The following is a 19,827-nucleotide window of genomic DNA, read 5'->3' as shown; positions in this document are numbered from 1 at the left end:
TCAGCAGATTAGCGTTTAATTTGTTGAGGAAAGTCAGGAACTAACAAAGAGTTTTCTAATTCACCTTGTTGATTATAGAACCTGATTTCACCTTGTTCATTACATAACCATACTTCAATTGCTTGAGCTTCTAAATATAATTGTTTCTTAAATTCCATTTCATCAATAGTATTGCCCGTAGATTTAACTTCTATACAAATTTCTGGTGCTATGGAAGCTGATATTTCATCTTGAATTTGATCAAATCTTGTATCTGAACACCAAACGACATCGGCAACTTTAACACCATCTGATGTGTTGATTGCACATTCTGGCATAACTTCGCCGGTTTTTAATAAAGATTCTAATAGTCGTTGGATTCTTCCTTGATAAAAAGAGTGTTTAATTTTTACAGGACTCATGACAATTTGTCCCCATTTATTTAATTCAATTTTGAAGGGTAAATCTTGTAATTGTTTATTTTCACAAACTTCTTCCCATCTCATAATCATTTACCTAGATTGATCAGACCAATATTATTTTAACGGATTTTTCAAAGGAATAAAACAAAGAGAAATAATAAGTTAGCTATTCCTACAGAGCGATTAGTGATCGCTACTTATACTAAAAGAGTTAGCGATTACCAAATTACAGGACAGTCATAGTTTTGGAAAACTGAGTCTCGACTAATTAATGTTGCATTTTCAACTTTAGATTGAGCTAGTAGAAGTCTATCAAATGGATCTTTGTGGTGTAGAGGTAAGTTTTTTAGTTCCAGAATATGGAGAAATGTTATAGATAATAAAGTAATATTATTTTGCTCCTGCTGAGTTTTTAGCATAAGTTCTAAATCATCTCTAAGAGTTAATTTCCCTAACTGAATTTTGATTTGCATTTCCCATAGGCTGACTATGCTCAGAAGTAACTCATGATTGGGATTTTGAAGTAATGTTAGCGTGTCTCTAGGTATACGGTCTGGTTCGCTATGCCACCACATAAAAGTGTGGGTATCGAATAGTAATTTCATGTTTCACCAAGCCAAAACTCATCAGGTAGTGGATCATCAAAGTCATCAGTGAATATACAAGAACCTAAACCGAGTCCTGGCTGTCGTAATCCTTTATTTGGCATAGACTGAGGTTCTTTATTAATCTTTACTTCTACCCATTGCAATAACTGTGTAGCCAGTTGAATTTGCTCCTTTTCATCAAGACTTTTGAGAAGATGTTCAGCAAGCATTGCTCTGTATAGAGGAGGTAAGGTTAATACTGCTCCAAAAATTTCATCGTAAGTAACGTTAGCCATACAAAAAACTCCTTACAGAGTGTGGTAATGGCATTTTAGCATAAATGCGCTTAACCCAAATTACTGATCATTAAGATTCATATTCTTCTTTAGCTTCTTGTGTTGTTTTTTATTTAGTTAAATTGTTCCAATAAAAATATTCATCATGAATTTTTTTCAGTTCGTCAATGGATTCTAAAAAATAATTTCTGATGTTTGATAAATGATCTTTTCCAGATAACAATTCTTGAATATTTATTGTATAATCAATAGTCATCCATCCATCATCATTTATACGTTTACTCCAATCACGCTCATACTCAACTTTATCCATAGATTCAAGACAAAATTTACTACGCCTTCTGTATTTAGCCGATGCGCCAATAGCTACACCTAACTTAAGATGTTCTATATTTGGATATTCTGTTGAATTTTCTTCTGGAGTAAAATCAAAGTATCCTAGAAAATATCTAAAGTGCCAGTCTGGAAACCCTTTGGTGATAGCATCATCTCCCAATGTTTTTAAATTTGGCGTGATGACATTTTCATAACCAAAATTTTCAATAAATTTATTTTTCACTTCATCACTAAAAGTAGACTCCATGAGCTTGCTAGTTTTTTTGACAAAATTACGATAAGTTATCATTGATACTAAATCAATAAGTGAAAATTCCTTATTCTTAGACATTTCTTTTTTCTCCATAAACTTTAATATCTCTATTTTTAGAGTATCAGGTTTTAAACTATCAGCTTCATGCTCATTTAAAAATTCATAGAAATCTTGCCATTTCAATGAGTAAAAACTTACTTGTGGTAATAAATTTGATGTATAAACCTTAATTTCGTCTTTCGGATCATCTTTACGAGTGATATAAATTAAAATTCGATGTCTGATATTTGGTAAACTTCTCAAAATTTCAGCATATTTTTTTAAATTATTGTTTGGATCTTTAGCACCAATTTTTGACTCAATAAATATCAAATCTGTGTCTATTCCATTTGATAGCTCAATTTGTATATCAATTATACTTTTTTCGTTTTTATATCTCTCTTGAGATAAAACTTTGATGTTAGAATAGTTATCTTCAATGATAATTGAATAAGATTTCAACCAAGCAATCAAAATATCTTGATTGTGGTGCAAAAAACAAACGACTATTTCAGTAAAATAATTTTCAAGTGGTTTATTAACTGAGGAGCTGAGGTAAAATAATTTGGTAAATAGAGACATCTATCTTAAACTATGGAAGTTTGAACAATTTTATTATTTCATTAATTAACTCAAATAGCTCATTTTTTGCAATTCTTTAAAAATAGATCCCCGACTTCTCAAAGAAGTCGGGGATCTGAGTCTTACTTAATCACAAGTATTAAATTAAACAGCAGCTAATTCTGGACTAGGACGCTTACTGTTACGGATATTGGTAATCGCCTCAGCATAATCAGGAGCATTGAACACAGCCGAACCCGCTACAATAGCATTCGCACCAGCTTCCAAAACTTGCCAAGTATTATTAGCTTTGAGTCCCCCATCAACTTCAGTCCAAGGATCTAAACCGCGTTCATCACACATTTGACGCAACTTGCGGATTTTAGGAACTACGCTAGGAATGAAGCTTTGACCACCAAAACCGGGGTTAACACTGATAATCAGCACATAAAATTCGGGTGCAATTTTAGAAGCAGGTTAATAAAGCGACTCAACTCAACTTGATGCTTTAGCTTGGTAAGCCATAGCAGAAAAATCACAAAGAAGAATTCTAGCAATTACCAACCTAAACGGATATAATAAGTATTAAAAAAACATAGTATGACTATAATTATCACCAATGACGACGGTATTGATGCACCAGGGATTGCAGCTTTATTCAAAGCAGTAAATGGTAAATCGGTAATTATTGCCGCACCACAATCCCATCAATCAGGCTGTGGACATCAAGTTACTACCCATCAACCGATTAATCTGCAACGGCGTTCTGATTTTGAATATGCGATCGCCGGCACTCCTGCTGATTGTATCCGAGTTGCCATTTCACATATTGCACCAAATATCAAGTATGTGATTTCTGGTATTAATGCTGGTGGAAATTTAGGCGTTGATGCGTATATTTCTGGGACTGTGGCTGCTGTCAGAGAGGCTGCTATGCACGGGATTCCCGGAATTGCTGTTTCTCAATATCGTCAAGGTAAACGTGATTATGATTGGGATACGGCTGTTAAATGGACATCTGCATTATTAAAGGATTTGATGGAACTTCCTCTAGAACCTGGATGTTTTTGGAATGTCAATCTACCGCACCTGTTACCGCAACAAGCAGATCCAGAAGTGGTATTTTGTCAACCTTGTACGAAACCTTTACCTGTTAATTACCGAATGGAAGGTGATGATTTTTACTATACAGGAGAATATGGTAAACGAGAACGGACTCCTAATAGTGATGTTGATATATGTTTTTCTGGAAAAATCGCGGTGACAAAGTTAAGAGTTTAAGGTAATTAAGGCTTACTAATTCAGCTTCTAAATTCTTCTTCCTTCTTTCTTCTTTCTTCTTCCCTCTTCCTGACTCCTGAACTCCTGAACTCCTTCCATCATTATTCATTTTGCAATAAGGATACAAGTCCATCTAAGGTTTGTGACAATTGAGTGATTTGTTCCATAGAATCCTTCTGCGAGTCAGCCAAACTTTGCACAGCGTCACATAAAGCAAAAATCTGATAACCTTGCTGCTGTACTTGTTTTCCTTGGGCTTCTATTTGTAGACTCAGGGCATCAACTCTGTGAGCAAGACGTTCAATTGTCTCAGTTGTCGAGAGTACAGCGTCTCCAATTTGTTCAACAATAGATTCTAAGCGACTGATTCTTGTTTCTATTCCAGTTGCAATCATTTCTGGCCTGCTCCAATCTTGAGGAAAAATCATCACAGTAATATTCCTAAATATTCATTCAATAGTTTCATAATCAGCATTATTAATAAATCAAGTAACTTGTCATCGTTCCTCTTAGTTTTGACCCTTAACTTCCGCCAAGCGGTGCTAATCCCAATACCTATTCCCTAATTCCTACGTTAAATTATTGAGTAGCCCAAAAATACGATACCAATTGCACAGAATACTAAACCAGCAAAACGGATGATTTTAGGTAAGATTTGATTAATTTCATTGATGCCAAAATTTACACCTATTTTTCTGGCACTCATGATAATTACTGTTTGAGTGAAGGCAACACTAATTACGAAGATAATCATAGTTAATGTTTCTGCACCGATGATGGATGTAGCATCGGAGTAACCTTGAAATATCCCAGCAGTAGCACTTAATAAAGCTATTGCTAACCAATGAATAGGAATTGGTGTAACTAACATTACTCCTAATGCAATGGTACAAATAGCGATCGCTATTCCTGACGCAGGTAAGATCACTGGAGATAAATTAATCAATTGTCCACAGATAGCAGCAATAACAAAAGTGATATTTAGCCAATTACCACGGGTAAATCTAGCGGAAAATAAACCTAATGCTACAATCCCTGCAAAACGGTCTAAACTAATCACCGGATCGGCTATGCCCCAAATAAAACCTTCCCATGTGCTGGAAACATTATGTTCAATGGGTGATCCACCGGCTGAAGTCAGTAAACTAATGACGACTAAAATGGCGATAGCTCCTAAAAGACCCTGCTGTTTAGATGTTAATAAGTTACTGGACTCAGAAGCTACTAACTGTGAATTTTTAGACATCTTTAGATTATGCTGGTTGGTAATTAATACTACTGCTAATTATTACAAAAATTAATCCATTTTGGCTCAATGTAATAGTTCTTCTACTTGATGTTGATTCCACAAATTTTGATAAAGTCCAGGCTGTTCTACCAGTTCTGAGTGATGACCCGTTTGAACGATTTTCCCCTGTTCCATGACCAAAATTCGGTCAGATGTGGCAGCAGCAGCAAGTTGGTGAGTAATAAAAATTACGGTTTTTCTTTTTGTCCCTGTAGCCAGATTGGTGAGGATTTGTGTAGCAGTTTGATTGTCTACACTGGATAGGGCATCATCCAACAGCAAGATGGGGGCATCAATTAACATTGCTCTTGCTAAAGCTGTGCGTTGTCTTTGTCCACCAGAAAGGGTAATTCCTCGCTCACCCACTAGGGTTTCATACTGTTGGGGGAAATTCTGAATTTCTGCGTCAATTTGCGCCATTTTGGCGGCGTAAACTACGTCTTCTGCGGCGGAGACGGGATCACCATAACGGATATTATTTTTGACGGTGGTACTGAATAAAAAGCTATCTTGTGGTACGTAGGCGATCGCACCACGTAAATCACTCACAGCTAATTTTGTAATATCCAACCCATCTAAAAACAACTGTCCTGGCTGAATATCCAATAATCTGGGGACAGCATTCGCTAAGGTTGATTTTCCTGAACCAACCGGACCAACAATAGCTACTACTTCCCCAGGTGCGATCTGAAAATTCAGATGTTCTAAAACTGGGGTATTTACACCGGGGTAAGTATAACTAAAGTTTACTGCTGTCAATTCCCCTTTGAGTTGGCTGGGTTCTACATGGATAGCGTCTGGTGTGTCTTGAATTTTCGGAGTCACGCTGAGAATAGTTTCCAAGCGATCAATACTCACTTCACCCCGTTGGTAAGCAGTAATAGTGAATCCTAATAAAGCGGTAGGGAAAATTAATCGCTCTACATAAATTAGCAAAGCCAGAAAATCACCAATTGCAAGAGTTCCAGCGGATATTCTTGCTGTACCTAACCAAATAATCATCAAAGAACTGAGACTTGCTAATCCACCAATCAGGGGAAATAGGGTGTTGCGAGTTTTAGCTAGTTTGAGGTTAGCGGTTAATAGCTGCTCATTTTTCCGGTTAAATGCTTGACGCTCATTGTCTTCTTGGGCGTAAATTTTAATCAGCGCCATACCGCTCATATCTTCCCGCACCAGTTCACTAATTTCTGCAAGTTCTTCCTGGACGGCGGTTTGTTCATTACGCAAGCGATCGCTAAAAAAATGCACCATCATAAACATGAACGGGTACACTGCTAATGATGCCAATGTCAGTTCCGCACTCAGAGACAACATCACTGGTAATGTCAGAGTATAGGCAAAAAAAGTATTTGCCAAACTTAATACAGCAAAACCTACCAACCGTCGAATATTATCTACATCACTGGTAGCGCGACTAATTAAATCCCCAGGAGTATTAACCGTAAAATAAGCAGGTTCTAATTGCAGCAGGTGTTGAAAAATCCGCTGTTTGAGGTCAAATTCTACCTGTCTTCCCACACCAAATATCCAAATCCGAGAAGCCATTCGCATCATCCACATAGCGGAACTAAGTAGGGCGATAAGGACTACATAATGGATGATTTGGCGAAAACTAAAACTCTTAGATAGAGTATCTACCCCTGAACGGATTAACAAAGGAATATATACACCCAGCCCATTGACAACTAATAAAGCAATAATACCGAAAACGGTTTCGCGCCAATAGGGGCGTAAATAAGCAGCGATTTTATCAAGTCTGTGAGATTTGGCCATGCCAACAATTATCTAACTTTTTGGTATTGTAAGAATAGTCAACAGAAAGAAAGAAGAAAGAACGAACGAACGAACGAAATTTCTCCCCTACTCCCCCCACTCCCCCCACTCCCCCTACCCCCCTACTCCCCCTACCCCCCTACTCCCCCTACTCCCCCTACTCCCTCTACCCCCTACCTCCTCTACGTCCGGCCACGTAGGAAAACATAAATCTGATTGAGATAACTTTCCCATACTTGGGTAGTAAGTTGCAGTGTTTCTGCATTAGGAACAAAGTCTTCTACCCGTAACCCGCGGGTGCTGATTGCTTGAGGATTTTGGAGGAGATAGGAAGGGATATTCGCAGTCAGACTATTGAAGGCTATAGTTGGAGAATTTATCTCTACCTTACGTGGGATGATATTTTGCCCAATATCTGAGATTGTGAAATTAGGATTTGCCAGATCAAAGGCCACTAAGGTAGATGGGGCAGTTGGCTGATTGATGTTCATCTCCCCAACTGTAGCAACGGGTGATCTGACTAGGAAGTAAGCGATCGCTGGCGTGCTGGACAAAAGCAAAACCGTCAAAGCCCATCCTAATAAAAAACCGCCCGGTTTATCAATGCCACCGCCTTTGATTTTTTGAGCAGCTAGAAACAACATTAAAACCGAAGCGCCCAAAGGCTTGAGCGGGAAGGAGATAAATCGCCACAATGAAGCCAATGCTGGTTCATTGGGATTGAGAAATGCTAAAGCTAAAACAACAATGACTAACCCTAAAACAAATCTGCCGACAAAAGTTACTGATGGATAGAATCTTTGAAACAAAGAAAAGGCTACAACACCAATTAAGAGCCATAGCAAAACCCGGCTTAACAACTGAAACATAAATTAACTCTCTAATTTTTTAGCGCAGTAAGCCTAAAGACCGCAGGAAGTGGATTAATTTTATCGTCAAGCTGACTTAAAAATACCTCAAACTCACACCCAAAGATTACCGCCGTAGTGATTTTAATGCAATTTTTTGACACCGAGTGTATTATTTGCGATTTTCCCCAAGAGAAATTTTTAGATTATTTGGCTATAAACGAATTTATACACTTTTAAACCCACCTAGATCCCCGACTTCTCCAAGAAGTCGGGGATCTGAACTTTTCTGCACATTTACTTGGTTGAGAATCTCTGTCTATTGACATACAAGCATAATCAACCCTTTGATGGACGGTCTTAATCATAAAAATAACTAATGTATACATATTAGAACTAACAGAGCAGAAAAACTAATAACCCAATTGTACCAGGTTCTAATGTTGAGAATAATTGGTATTTGATGACATCAACTGATGGTGAAACTGGAACAGGAGCAAAATTATCAACCTGTTCCACATCCGTAAAAAGTGGAGATGGAAATAGTATGCCTCTTTTGAAAATTAAAGAATTTGATCCGAATTATCGAGAAAGTTTTGAAGGCAAAGATATCAAAGGTATGGGTGTCTATGCAACCGCAGATGAAAAAATTGGCACAGTCAGCGATATTTTAGTAGATGACCAAGGACATTTTCGCTATTTTGTTGTTGATTTAGGTTTGTGGATTTTTGGGAAAAAAGTTTTATTGCCAGTTGGTCGTTCGCGCATTGATCATACCTCTGAACGGATTTATACAGTGGGAATGACCAAACAACAAGCGGAGAATTTACCCGAATTTAACGAACACAAAGAAATTGATTATAACTATGAAGAACAAGTCAGAGGAGTGTATCGTTCCGAAGCATTCTTAGAAAGTTCCGGTTCTGTAGATACAGCCAGTTCTCGACCTGCGGGAGCTACTATGGTAGCCCCTCCCATAGCCCCACCGAGAAAGTCCGGTAACGGCAGTGCTGCCTATGACTATAAAGCAGATCCGGCTCTATATGCTTTGAATGATCAGGATCATCAAACTTTCAAACTATATCAAGAACGATTAATTGCCAACAAAGTCCGCGCCAAAACGGGAGAAGTGATTGTTGGGAAACATACAGAAACAGAAAAAGCGCGGGTTTCAGTTCCCATAGATAAAGAAAGAATTGTCATTGAACGAGTCACTCCTACAACTGCGGGAGAAACGGTGGCTTTAGGTAGCGACAGCTTTGGGACGACAGAAGTGAGTCGAATAGAACTTTATGAAGAAACTGCGGATATTCATAAAGAAGCTTTCTTACGAGAAGAAGTCAGAGTTGATAAAGTTGTAGATCACGAAACTATTGAAGCGGAAGAAACTCTGCGCCGAGAAGAATTGGATGTTAATACCCAAGAACATCCGAATGTGGAAAGAAGATAAAACCCAGATTTCGCAGTAGTAAATTTTCCATTAGGAGTGGATTATGAGTATGAAAAATAGAGCTAAGGCAACTGCCAAAAACATTGAAGGTAAGGTTCAAGAAGCAGTAGGTGATTTAACCGGAGATCCAAAAACTCAAGCAGAAGGCAAGGCAAAACAAGCAGAAGCCAAAGTTCGCCACGGAGTTGAAGATGTGAAGGATCAAGCCAAAGAAATTATTGAGTAGATTAACCAGGCAGGGGCGGGGGAAATAAGGCTTTTTTTGATCTTACAAACTAATTCTTAATTACCTTGTTACCTGCCACTTATTCCCTTTTTAAGAGGATAAAAAAATGACCTTGATTAATAATAAACGAGCAGTAGGAGTATTTTCTAGTCACGAAGAAGTAGAAGATGCTCTAAATGAACTGCGAGATAACGGATTTGACATGAATCAGGTATCTGTGATTGCTAAACATGATGAAGATCTAAATCAGCGATACCAAATTGGTGAAACACGAGTTCAAGAACCAACAGAAACCCGTGAAATCGGCCATGAAACCACTCATGAAACCACTCGTGTAGAGGAAGGTGCGAAAACTGGAGTCGAGGCAGGAGGAGCGGTTGGGGGGTTGACAGGGTTACTAATTGGGTTAGGAACTCTAGCAATTCCGGGGATTGGTCCAATTATGTTAGCCGGAGCAGCAGCTACAGCGATCGCTACTACTATAGCCGGTGGAGCTATCGGAGCGGCAGTTGGTGGGTTAATTGGTAGTTTAGTAGGTTTAGGAATCCCTGAACATCGGGCGCAAGTGTATCACGATTATGTAGTTGACGGAGATTATTTAGTAATTGTAGATGGCACAGAAGCGGAAATCCTGAGAGCAGAAACCATTTTCAAACACAAGGGAATGCGTGAATGGGAAGTTTACAATAGTCCAACCATTAGCCGTTCTGCTAATCCTGTTGTCTCGCGTGTGTAAAAGGGATTGGAAATATGAGAAAAATTACGCTTTTAGTCCTCAGTAGCATTTTACTTCTGGGAACGGTTGCTTGTGACAATAAAGCCAAAACTAGCAGCAGTGCGCCAGATACTACCGAGAAAACGGGTGAAGTTCCCACAGACAAAACAATTTTAGCCAATCAAAAAGACGCAACTAGCCAAGTTCGTCGAGATCAACTCAACGCAGATATTCGCGCCCGTGAGCAACGCAATAACGTCACTGGAGGGAATGCAACCCGCGCTAATAGTGATCTTGCCAGTGAGGTTCGTTCTAAGTTGGAGGCGAATATCCCCTCTAGTCAATTAACTGTGGCTGCTAAAGATGGGGCAGTTGTCGTGGTTGGAAATGTCCAGACTCAAGAACAACTAAATAAAATTAATTCTCTTGCTAAAGAAATCAAAGGTGTCAGAAGCGTCAAAGTTGTAGTCAAAATTGTTCCAGCCGTACCCAGTCCAAAACTATAACCGATAGTATTTATTAATTAACAACCTATAAATAAGGAGAATTTCATGAATCTATTTTCACAAGTTCGCAAGTTTTTTCTCATCATTAGTTTAGTTTTCTGTCTGGGAATTTTCACAGCTTTTACTGCTGAAGTTAGTCTTGCCCAGACTCAAATTGCCACAACCATGAATCGAGTCGAAGCCACAACTAAAAATATTGAAGGTAAAGTTCAAGAAACTTTAGGTAATGTGACAGGAAACAAAAAAGATCAATTCATGGGCAAAGCCAAGCAAGCTGAAAGTAAAGTTCGTAGTGCAGTTGAAGATATAAAAGATGCAAAATGGCAACCAAAATCAAGGGCAGTCACCAAAAATATTGAAGCTAAAACTGAAAAAGCCATAGATAATAGTATTGTCAACCCTAAGTATCTACCTGGTGGAAAAACTAATGATATAAAAAGTGAATCTCGTAACCCAGCAAATAAAATGAAAGAAGAGCTTCGCAACACTTTTAAGTAATCCTGAATTAAAACTTGTAGGTTGGGTTGACGCAAGGAAACCCAACATTTTTAGGATTTATTTGCTGGAAATTAAGAGGATGTTTCAAAAGTATCAGAATTAATCGAAATCCCCCAACCCCCCTTACAAAGGGGGGCTAAATTCCTCAAAGTCCCCCTTGAAAAGGGGGATTTAGGGGGATCTGCGGGTGTCAGATCCCACACGAAAAAGGTTATGTTAATCCTATTGATGAAGCAATTCGTAATCATCAATCTTTTGATATTTCTGCATATAAAAAGCTGGATGAAATTCCCTATGATTTTAACCGCAAACGTTTAAGTATTTTGTTAAGTCAAGATAATCATCTTTTGGTAATTACAAAAGGAGCAATTGCTAACATTCTCGATATCTGCACTACGGTAGAAATGGCAGAAAATAAAGTAATTGATATTGAACCAATCCGGCAGCAAATCCAGCAAAAATATGAAGATTTAGGTAGTCAAGGTTTTCGCACTTTGGGCGTTGCCTATCGAAATATAAATACTAATCATATCACGCTTAAAGATGAAATTAATTTTACTTTTTTGGGCTATTTGGCTTTATATGATCCGCCAAAATCCGATATCAAAAATACAATTATTGATCTAGCAAATTTGGGTGTTACTTTGAAAATGATCACCGGTGATAGTCACGCCGTTGCTGCTAGTATTAGTCAGCAGGCTACTAGTGCCAATTTTGGGAATATGTTCAGCATGGCAGGTGTGTCTCTCATGTTGCCTTTTTTGCCTCTATTACCTAAGCAAATCTTACTCACTAACCTGCTTACCGATTTTCCTGAAATGACCATTGCAGCGGACAGAGTAGACCCGGAACTAGTTAGCAAACCCCGGAGATGGGACATTCACTTTATTAGTAAGTTTATGTTGGTGTTTGGGTTATTGAGTTCTGTATTCGACTATTTTACTTTTGGGGCGTTGCTGTTATTATTACACGCTGACTCAGCACAATTTAGGACGGGTTGGTTTATGGAATCGGTCATTTCTGCATCTATGATTGTGTTGGTAATTCGTACCCGTCAATCTATTTTTCACAGTAAACCCAGTCCATACCTGTTTGGTGCGACAATAGCGATCGCTATAATTACATTAATTATTCCCTATACTCCCCTAGCCTCTGTCCTGGGATTTCAAGCCTTACCTTTGAGTTTTGTCCTCATTTTAATGGCAATAGTCGCCCTCTACGTCACGGCTGCGGAAATTGTTAAGGGTATTTTTTACAGTCGGATCAAGTTTTAAAAAGATACAGCAGATTAATGAGATACACTATCTAAATTCGGCGTTGGTGAATGAAAGTGTGACTTTATCAGGCTTCGCCCCGCTTCGCTAACACGCAGAGGCGCAGAGGCGCAGAGAGTAAGAGTTTGAGAAATGGAATTTTTGATTTTCATGTCTTAACGCCCTAAATTCAAAGCCAGACAGTAGGGGTAGCGCCTCCGTGCCTACCCCGGTATTTGGGGCAACTACGGGGGGGTTTGCCCCTACAAAATTGATTGGTTTAGGGATTTTTACTTAATTTTGCACAGGTACTCACTCGTGAGTCCTGAATTATTGCAAAGTGCGCCCTGCTGGAATCGAACCAGCCTGAAGACGAATTATGAGTTCGTTGCCTCCCCAATCGGCCAAAGGCGCTTATTTACTTGGATTTTAACCTTGTAATTTCAGCTTAGTCATTTATTTTATGACTTTACTTTAACCACAGTACACTATCATATCATAATTTGGCAACCTATAAACAATCATCAAGAACAATTCCCGATTTTTCTCCCTCGTAGGAGTATAGAGCGTAAGTTTTGCTAAAATCGGAAATGCCAAATTCAAAAATCCCCATTAGCATATATAGTAACTAAATCTAAATTTCTATTTTCTAATGAAAATAAATACTACTGTACTACTAACTTTAATTTTGTTAACTCTGATGTTGGGTGCCGGTTCTGCAAGTGGTTTTTTGGGCTTTACCCTGGGGAGTATGGCACTTAAAGGTGTGACTACACCAGATGGTCGTCCTGTGAATAAACTTAACAGCAACAAGGCTAATAACCCCCAGGAGGAAAGTGTAGCTTTCTTAAAAGAAGAAGATATTCTCGAAACCGTGAAATCACGAATTAACGACAAAAAAAAGGGTAATAAACCAGACAAATCAGAAGAAGAAGAGATTAAAGTTACCAAGCCGCAGCCAAAGGAAATACCCGTAGTCGAAGAGACTCCTCAACCAGGATTTCCTGTAACGGCTGAAAGTGAAGGTGTTACCATGTCTGTAAAATCTATCCGCTATTCTGGTGGTGATTTACTACTAAAAGTGAATATGCAGAATAAAGGTGGCGAGTCTGTGCGGTTTCTCTATAGCTTTTTAGATATTACTGATGATAAAGGCAGGACTTTGAGTGCAATTACCGAAGGTTTACCCGCAGAACTGCCCGCAAAAGGTGCAGAATTTAAAGGTACAATCAGCATTCCTACCGCTTTACTTGATGATGTCAAGCAGATATCTTTATCTTTAACTGATTATCCGGCTCAAAAACTCAAGTTACAATTGTCTGATATTCCTGTAGAGAAAGATAATTAAGATTCGATTTGGGATTTTCTGCTCCAGTTGTCAAATTCTACACTATCTTAGACAGTGAGTGCTTTTTCTACTTTAAGTTGGACAGATACAGGACTGCGATTGTGTAGCGTGCTAGTGCTAATTGCTATCAATGCCTTTTTTGTGACGGCGGAGTTTTCAATGGTGACGGTGCGACGAACTCGGATTCAACAGTTGGTACAAGCCGGTGATATTCGAGCGATCGCAGTGGAAACATTACAACGTAGTATTGATAGACTACTATCTACAGCCCAATTAGGTATTACCCTTTCTAGTTTGGCACTGGGTTGGATTGGCGAAAGTACAATTGCTGTATTGGTAGAAAAATGGCTCGATTCTTGGCCGTTAAGTTTCAGAATTAATTACTTACTCGCTCATTCTTTATCAGTCCCCATTGCCTTTTTTGCTATTGCTTACTTACAAATTGTTTTAGGAGAATTGTGTCCAAAATCAGTGGCTATGTTATACTCAGAACACCTAGCTAGATTTTTGGGACCATCTGTTAAATCTATAGTCCGGTTTTTCAGTCCCTTTATTTGGGTTCTTAATCAATCAACCCATTGGCTATTACGATTGTTTGGGATTGAATACACGGGTCAAAGTTGGCGACCGCCTGTGACACCGGAAGAGTTACAATTAATTATCTCTACAGAACGAGAATCTACGGGTTTAGAAAATGCTGAACGAGAACTTTTAAATAATGTCTTTGAATTTGGGGATATTACTGCTGAAGACATTATGATTCCTCGTACTAGCATTATTGGTATCCCCATAACTGCGAGTTTTCAAACCTTACTTCAGGAAATAGCCACCACTGGACACTCTCGCTATCCTATTATTGGCGAATCTTTAGACGACATTCGCGGTATAGTTTACTTTCAAGATCTAGCACAACCTTTGGCGTTAGGAAAAATCACACCAGAAACACAAATCCAGCCTTGGATGCGTCCACCTCGATTTGTACCAGAACAAACGCTTTTAAGTGAACTTTTGCCAATGATGCAGCAAGAGAAACCCGCTATGGTGATGGTGGTGAATGAATTTGGGGGAACTGTGGGACTGGTAACTATTCAAGATATTATTGCAGAAATTATTGGTCATGCTGGCGGACTTGACAGTACCAATGATTTACTGATTCAAATGGTAGACAAACAGACATTTTTGGTGCAAGCGCAAATTAATTTAGAAGAAGTTAATCAAATCTTACATCTCAATTTACCTTTAATTAGAGAATATCAAACTTTGGGCGGATTTTTGCTTTATCAATGCCAAAAAATCCCCAACAAAGGTGAGATATTTCATTATGACAATCTTGAATTTACTGTTATCTCTGTTACTGGTCCGCGTCTTCACCAAATCCAAATTAGAATTTTAGCTTAACCGAAAGATATTATTGGATATTGGTTATAATGTAGTATTAAGAATTATAAATATTCTTTGCTAATTAAAAACTACAGAGATGTTTATAATTGATACATTTTTCCGAATTCAGAATGCTTGCGCCAACAGAAAACACAAGAGAAAAATATTCTTCATTTTGACTCGGTGACTCCTGACTGGGCGCAGGCCCTGCGCCCCTACCTCCTAAATTCTTACATACATTTTAACGGTAGCACTCCCTATGAATAATGATAAAGCAGTGATGAATTGGCAAGAACTCACCGCATCTAATGTAGTGGTGAATACAAACTCCAATTTCTTGGCAGAAATTGTTCAAGAAACTTTTGCTTTAACCCGTCGTCTATTTATTCAACTCCAACGCCGTCCCTCTAGCCTGATAGCTGGGATTATTCAGCCTGTTATGTGGTTAGTTCTGTTTGGGGCTTTATTCCAAAATGCTCCCAAAGGTTTGTTTGGTAGTACGACAAATTACGGACAATTTTTAGCAGCAGGTGTAATAGTATTTACTGCTTTTGCTGGGGCGTTAAATGCCGGCTTACCTGTGATGTTTGATAGAGAATTTGGCTTTTTAAATCGCTTGCTGGTTGCACCTCTAGCTTCCCGCTTTTCAATTGTTTTTGCTTCTGCTATTTTTATTATTAGCCAAAGTTTACTCCAAGCAGCGGTAATTGTGGCAGCAGCGGCATTTTTAGGGGCTGGTTTACCTGATATTACAGGATTATGTGCGATCGCTCTCATTGTCTTTCTCCTAGCTTTAGGTGTCACCGCTATTTCTTTAGGTTTAGCCTTTGCATTACCCGGACACATTGAACTTATCGCCGTAATTTTTGTGACTAACCTTCCATTATTATTTGCCAGCACAGCCTTAGCACCTTTATCCTTTATGCCCGGTTGGTTGCAGGTTATCGCCACACTCAATCCTCTCAGCTATGCAATTGAACCCATTCGCTATTTGTATTTACACAGCAGTTGGGGATTAAATGATATCGTTATGCACGCCTTTTGGGGTGATGTTACCTTTGGGGTAGCGTTGTTAGTATTACTCGGTTTTGCAATAGTGGCTTTATTGAGTATTCAACCTCAACTACGTCGCAGTCTTGCTTAAAAATATATAAGGGGCAATTTCATGAAAAGTCCATTTTTACCAGTTCGCAAAATTATTGTTGCCACTATCGCCGGCATGAGTTTCGCTTCTCTATTAGGAGTATCACCCACTTTAGCTGATCCTAATCAACCTTTTGGGACTTTGGAAAGCGATCGCAATAGCAATACTTTATCTGGTAACGGCTCAGATTTCAACCCCCTCAGTCTCATGCACACATTGCAAATGAGCAATACCCAATGGAATGCGGAACAACAAAATCAACAGTTAGATCCAGCCATAGCCGCATTTAAGGCAGAACAACAGAAACTACTTCAACCTCAACTACAACAAAATCCAGGCACTTCTGCCATTATCCCTGGACAAAATCTCTTTCCTTTACAGATTTTACCATCATCAGGTAAATTACCCGTTAAATAGGAAATACTGGGCGCAGGGTCTGCGCCCCTACGGAGTTAATGATTAAAGTCCCAGTTTTGCTAAAACATCACTAGCTTGGGTAGTAGTGTTAACAGCAGTATCAACATCAATGATTTTGCCATCACCATCAATGATGTAGGTAACACGCTTGGCGTAACCACCACCATCAACATCATAAGCTGTAATGATGCTTTTGTTGGTATCAACTAATAAAGGGAAATTCAGATTATATTTGGAAGTAAATGCTTGGTGGGCTACTTCATCATCAGCACTCACACCTAAGACGACGATACCTTTACTTGTATAGTCTGACTGAGCATCGCGGAAACTGCAAGCTTGTTTTGTGCAACCTGGCGTGTCATCTTTGGGATAAAAGTAGAGAACCACTGTTTTACCAGCAAAATCAGACAATGAAACTGGATTGCCGTTAGTGTCTGTAGTGGTAAATGCAGGTGCGTCTGTACCAACTGCTAGAGGCATAATTCACCTTATCCTGTTTAAAAAATATTCATGCAATCAAAATTTTACAATAATTTACAATATTTAAATAACTTGCTTACCGAATATTCTGCCAAAGAGGTATTTATTTTCAAAGCATTGACAAAAAGCCCAACTTAGAGTAATAAAAATGCCTACTGTGGATTCCTCAAACCTTAAACCTTTAGTTTATACTAGCAAAGCCCTAGAAAGAGCGGAGCGATCGCTAATCTGTTCGCCCTTCAACCTCAATTTGTTTATAGCCATGACTAGCCAAAGTATCCAACTCGGTGCTATAGCAATGGAGAAAGGAACTCAGCAAAGTTACACCAAGCAACCCTTGTCAGAATTGACCTGTGAAAATGCTTTAGCCTGGTTAATTGATGTAGGAGTATTGCGGCGAGAAGTTGATGGACAGGGCATTACAGACAGTTTTCGCCTAACTCCCTTGGGTCATCAATTGATTGTCAAGTTAAAAGATCAGAAATTTCGTAATCCTTCCCTGAGCGATCGCTACAATGATTTTATGACTCGTTGGTTACGTTTACCCTTTTGAAATACACCTCGTTCCTAGTCTCCGGCTAGGAATGCCAATGTTGAGGCTCTGCCTCATGTGTCTCTCATGTTAATAGTCACAAAACCGCCCTGACCCTTCCTCCTCTAAGAAAGAAACATAGAAAAAAATAACAATTTATTTACAGATGCACTACTGAATCTCAACATACTAAAATATAGTTAAAAATGAAATCAATCATGGTAGTGGGAACAACATCCCACGCAGGGAAATCACTCATAACCACAGCTATTTGTCGGATTCTTTCCCGGCGCGGGTTGCGAGTATCTCCCTTTAAAGGTCAAAATATGGCTTTAAACGCCTATGTTACCGCCAGTGGTGGCGAAATAGGCTATGCTCAAGCAGTGCAAGCTTGGGCAGCGGGAATAGCCCCCCTAGTAGAAATGAACCCAATTTTACTAAAACCTCAAGGGGATATGACATCCCAAATTATCCTCAAAGGTAAAGCCATAGGTAAAGTCAGCGCCACAGATTATTACGAACAATATTTTGAGATTGGTTGGCAAACCATCAAAGAATGTCTACAATACCTATCTACAGAGTTTGATGCCCTCGTTTGTGAAGGTGCTGGTAGTCCCGCCGAAATTAATCTCAAACACAAAGACCTCACGAATATGCGGGTGGCAAAACACTTGAATGCACCCACACTTTTAGTAGTTGATATTGATAGAGGCGGAGCATTTGCTCATGTTATTGGCACATTAGAACTATTAGATCCAGACGAACGCGCCTTAATTAAAGGAGTTGTCATTAACAAATTTCGAGGACAGCGCTCAATTCTCGAACCCGGAATTAAATGGTTAGAAGAACGCACAGGGATACCTGTTGTCGGCGTGATTCCCTATTTAGAACAGGTTTTCCCAGCGGAAGACTCCCTAGATTTACTAGAACGCAAACCCGCAAAAGCTAATTCTGAACTAAATATTGCGGTGATTCGTTTACCCAGAATTGCCAATTTCACAGATTTTGACCCCTTGGAATCAGAACCATCAGTCACAGTCAAATATTTACATCCTAAGCAAAGTTTAGGACATCCAGATGCAGTAATTATCCCAGGAACAAAAACCACCATTGCCGATTTAATTACCTTGCAAAAAAGCGGTATGGCGGAAGCAATTCAAAACTATGCAGCTTCTGGTGGCACGGTTTTAGGCATTTGTGGCGGGTTTCAAATGTTGGGACAATCTATAGCTGATCCAGAAGGCATGGAAGGGCAAGTTGGTAAATATCCAGGGTTAAGTTTATTACCCATGAAAACAGTAATTACTGGACAAAAAACTGCCCGTCAGCGTCAAGTTACCTCCAATTATCCCCAAGCGGGTTTACCTGTGACTGGGTTTGAAATTCACCAAGGGCGCTCGCGCATAGAAAACCCAGCAGATCAAAAATCCTGTCAGCCTCTATTTGATGATGCTAATTTAGGGTTAGTAGATAGTTGTCAATCAGTTTGGGGAACTTATCTACATGGAATTTTCGATAATGGTCCTTGGCGACGGGCTTGGGTAAATCGTCTCCGGCAACAACGGGGTTTGAAATCTTTACCCACAGGTGTAGCTAACTACAAAGAACAGCGGGAGCAAATGTTAGATTCTTTAGCTACTCAAATTGAAGAGCATTTAGACTTAACACCGTTTATATAGATTAAGATGTTTTTCATTTCATCGAATTTGAGTTAAATCAATAAAAAGTTAAATTACCCCCCTTCTATTTTTATAAATGGGGGGTAATTTTTGATTCGTACTTAATTAAGTTTGGCAACGGGGGATTTAAAACCCTAAACTTTGTTAAAGTCTCAGTTACATATATGTCACATACGTGACTCTAAGGATGTGTCATAAAAAGATTATTTATAACTGAAAGATCACGGTTGTGTTTATAAATAACACATCCTAGCATTATATACATATTTAACCTGTTTGGATAAGAATTTGTAAAGGTTTAGCATTGCTCAACAGTGTCAAATACCTTCAAGCCAGGGAATTAATTCCCTGTCTAATAGCTCAAGTCGGTTGAAACCGACTATTTTGGCAGTATTTATTCTATAAATAGGATAATTTTTGATTTTGATTTAATCACAGTGCGTTTCAACGCACTTTAGCTATTAGACCGGAACTTCAGTTCCGGGCGGGTGTGAAAGCTAACTAGACTTCAGCCAGGGAATAAATTCCCTGTT

22 protein-coding genes, 1 tRNA gene and 1 pseudogene are annotated in these 19,827 nt (G+C 38.9%); 13 read left to right on the top strand and 11 right to left on the bottom strand.

Translation table 11 applies throughout. The features are described 5' to 3' along the window. Positions 1–8 precede the first annotated feature (8 nt). The 5 genes and pseudogenes from AA650_RS05705 to AA650_RS05680 all read right to left on the bottom strand — a co-directional run. Positions 9–485, bottom strand: coding sequence for a Uma2 family endonuclease (locus AA650_RS05705; RefSeq protein ID WP_027401921.1), 477 nt, complete (start codon positions 483–485; stop codon positions 9–11). Between the two features lie 134 nt (positions 486–619). Further along, positions 620–1,006 carry a type II toxin-antitoxin system VapC family toxin gene (locus tag AA650_RS05700; RefSeq protein WP_039203075.1) on the bottom strand — a complete coding sequence of 129 codons (387 nt, stop codon included), beginning with the start codon at positions 1,004–1,006 and terminating at the stop codon, positions 620–622. Beyond that, positions 1,003–1,284, bottom strand: coding sequence for a hypothetical protein (locus tag AA650_RS05695; RefSeq protein WP_193964291.1), 282 nt, complete (start codon positions 1,282–1,284; stop codon positions 1,003–1,005). Before AA650_RS05695 ends, AA650_RS05700 begins: the two co-directional genes overlap by 4 nt. Before the next feature lie 109 nt (positions 1,285–1,393). Next, positions 1,394–2,494, bottom strand: a complete 1,101-nt coding sequence (locus AA650_RS05685) for a PD-(D/E)XK nuclease family protein (RefSeq protein WP_053538312.1) — start codon at positions 2,492–2,494, stop codon at positions 1,394–1,396. Positions 2,495–2,638: 144 nt separating this feature from the next. Then, positions 2,639–2,920: pseudogene (locus tag AA650_RS05680) on the bottom strand (ribulose-phosphate 3-epimerase); the annotation flags it as partial. Between the two features lie 153 nt (positions 2,921–3,073). Here AA650_RS05680 and surE point away from each other — a divergent pair. Next, positions 3,074–3,754 carry a 5'/3'-nucleotidase SurE gene (gene surE / locus AA650_RS05675; RefSeq protein ID WP_053538311.1) on the top strand — a complete coding sequence of 227 codons (681 nt, stop codon included), beginning with the start codon at positions 3,074–3,076 and terminating at the stop codon, positions 3,752–3,754. A gap of 101 nt (positions 3,755–3,855) precedes the next feature. Here the strand turns inward: surE and AA650_RS05670 are convergent, their stop codons facing one another. The 4 genes from AA650_RS05670 to AA650_RS05655 all read right to left on the bottom strand — a co-directional run bounded on the left by AA650_RS05670 (position 3,856) and on the right by AA650_RS05655 (position 7,687). Further along, positions 3,856–4,149 carry a hypothetical protein gene (locus tag AA650_RS05670; RefSeq protein WP_172891230.1) on the bottom strand — a complete coding sequence of 98 codons (294 nt, stop codon included), beginning with the start codon at positions 4,147–4,149 and terminating at the stop codon, positions 3,856–3,858. Positions 4,150–4,328: 179 nt separating this feature from the next. Next, positions 4,329–5,000 carry a HupE/UreJ family protein gene (locus AA650_RS05665; RefSeq protein ID WP_053538309.1) on the bottom strand — a complete coding sequence of 224 codons (672 nt, stop codon included), beginning with the start codon at positions 4,998–5,000 and terminating at the stop codon, positions 4,329–4,331. Between the two features lie 66 nt (positions 5,001–5,066). Beyond that, positions 5,067–6,818: an ABC transporter ATP-binding protein gene (locus AA650_RS05660; protein WP_053538308.1), complete on the bottom strand. Its 1,752-nt coding sequence runs from the start codon at positions 6,816–6,818 to the stop codon at positions 5,067–5,069. A 182-nt stretch (positions 6,819–7,000) separates the two neighbouring features. Continuing rightward, the gene (locus tag AA650_RS05655) at positions 7,001–7,687 is read right to left on the bottom strand and encodes a hypothetical protein (RefSeq protein WP_053538307.1); all 687 of its coding nucleotides are present in this window, start codon (positions 7,685–7,687) and stop codon (positions 7,001–7,003) included. 526 nt (positions 7,688–8,213) lie between these two features. On the opposite strand from AA650_RS05655, the gene AA650_RS05650 reads away from it, so the two are divergent. The 6 genes from AA650_RS05650 (at position 8,214) to AA650_RS28580 (ending at position 12,335) form a co-directional block, all read left to right on the top strand. Then, positions 8,214–9,116: a DUF2382 domain-containing protein gene (locus tag AA650_RS05650; protein ID WP_053541200.1), complete on the top strand. Its 903-nt coding sequence runs from the start codon at positions 8,214–8,216 to the stop codon at positions 9,114–9,116. A 43-nt stretch (positions 9,117–9,159) separates the two neighbouring features. Beyond that, a complete protein-coding gene (locus AA650_RS05645; RefSeq protein ID WP_053538306.1) occupies positions 9,160–9,342 on the top strand; it encodes a CsbD family protein in 183 nt (60 codons plus the stop codon). Between the two features lie 106 nt (positions 9,343–9,448). Then, on the top strand, positions 9,449–10,078 hold the full coding sequence (locus AA650_RS05640; protein WP_053538305.1) for a general stress protein: 630 nt from the start codon (positions 9,449–9,451) through the stop codon (positions 10,076–10,078). A 14-nt stretch (positions 10,079–10,092) separates the two neighbouring features. Continuing rightward, complete coding sequence (locus AA650_RS05635; RefSeq protein ID WP_053538304.1) at positions 10,093–10,563, top strand: BON domain-containing protein; 471 nt, start codon at positions 10,093–10,095, stop codon at positions 10,561–10,563. 45 nt (positions 10,564–10,608) lie between these two features. Then, the gene (locus AA650_RS29425; RefSeq protein WP_053538303.1) at positions 10,609–11,061 is read left to right on the top strand and encodes a CsbD family protein; all 453 of its coding nucleotides are present in this window, start codon (positions 10,609–10,611) and stop codon (positions 11,059–11,061) included. Between the two features lie 179 nt (positions 11,062–11,240). Next, on the top strand, positions 11,241–12,335 hold the full coding sequence (locus AA650_RS28580; RefSeq protein WP_335337448.1) for a cation transporting ATPase C-terminal domain-containing protein: 1,095 nt from the start codon (positions 11,241–11,243) through the stop codon (positions 12,333–12,335). 320 nt (positions 12,336–12,655) lie between these two features. Here AA650_RS28580 and AA650_RS05620 read toward each other — a convergent pair. Next, a tRNA-Ile gene (locus AA650_RS05620) sits at positions 12,656–12,728 on the bottom strand. A gap of 238 nt (positions 12,729–12,966) precedes the next feature. Between AA650_RS05620 and AA650_RS05615 the strand changes: the two genes are divergently transcribed. From AA650_RS05615 to AA650_RS05600, 4 genes are all read left to right on the top strand, one after another. After that, entirely contained in the window at positions 12,967–13,662 is a 696-nt protein-coding gene (locus AA650_RS05615; RefSeq protein WP_053538301.1) for a hypothetical protein, read from the top strand. Between the two features lie 54 nt (positions 13,663–13,716). Next, on the top strand, positions 13,717–15,060 hold the full coding sequence (locus AA650_RS05610; protein WP_053538300.1) for a hemolysin family protein: 1,344 nt from the start codon (positions 13,717–13,719) through the stop codon (positions 15,058–15,060). A 241-nt stretch (positions 15,061–15,301) separates the two neighbouring features. Continuing rightward, positions 15,302–16,186, top strand: a complete 885-nt coding sequence (locus tag AA650_RS05605) for an ABC transporter permease (RefSeq protein WP_053538299.1) — start codon at positions 15,302–15,304, stop codon at positions 16,184–16,186. A gap of 21 nt (positions 16,187–16,207) precedes the next feature. After that, positions 16,208–16,603, top strand: coding sequence for a hypothetical protein (locus AA650_RS05600; protein ID WP_053538298.1), 396 nt, complete (start codon positions 16,208–16,210; stop codon positions 16,601–16,603). Between the two features lie 42 nt (positions 16,604–16,645). On the opposite strand, the gene AA650_RS05595 is transcribed toward AA650_RS05600, so the two are convergent. Further along, positions 16,646–17,083 (bottom strand): peroxiredoxin, encoded by a 438-nt coding sequence (locus AA650_RS05595; RefSeq protein ID WP_027401901.1) that lies wholly within the window; start codon positions 17,081–17,083, stop codon positions 16,646–16,648. A gap of 148 nt (positions 17,084–17,231) precedes the next feature. Here AA650_RS05595 and AA650_RS05590 point away from each other — a divergent pair, with 148 nt between their 5' ends. Together AA650_RS05590 and cobQ are read left to right on the top strand one after the other, a co-directional pair. Beyond that, entirely contained in the window at positions 17,232–17,636 is a 405-nt protein-coding gene (locus AA650_RS05590) for an Npun_F0494 family protein (RefSeq protein WP_053538297.1), read from the top strand. A 185-nt stretch (positions 17,637–17,821) separates the two neighbouring features. Next, positions 17,822–19,294 (top strand): cobyric acid synthase CobQ, encoded by a 1,473-nt coding sequence (cobQ, locus tag AA650_RS05585; RefSeq protein WP_053538296.1) that lies wholly within the window; start codon positions 17,822–17,824, stop codon positions 19,292–19,294. Positions 19,295–19,827: the final 533 nt, after the last annotated feature.

The sequence above is a fragment of the Anabaena sp. WA102 genome, from assembly GCF_001277295.1.
Classification (GTDB): Bacteria; Cyanobacteriota; Cyanobacteriia; order Cyanobacteriales; family Nostocaceae; genus Dolichospermum; species Dolichospermum heterosporum.
This window is presented reverse-complemented; position numbering and strand designations above follow the sequence as displayed.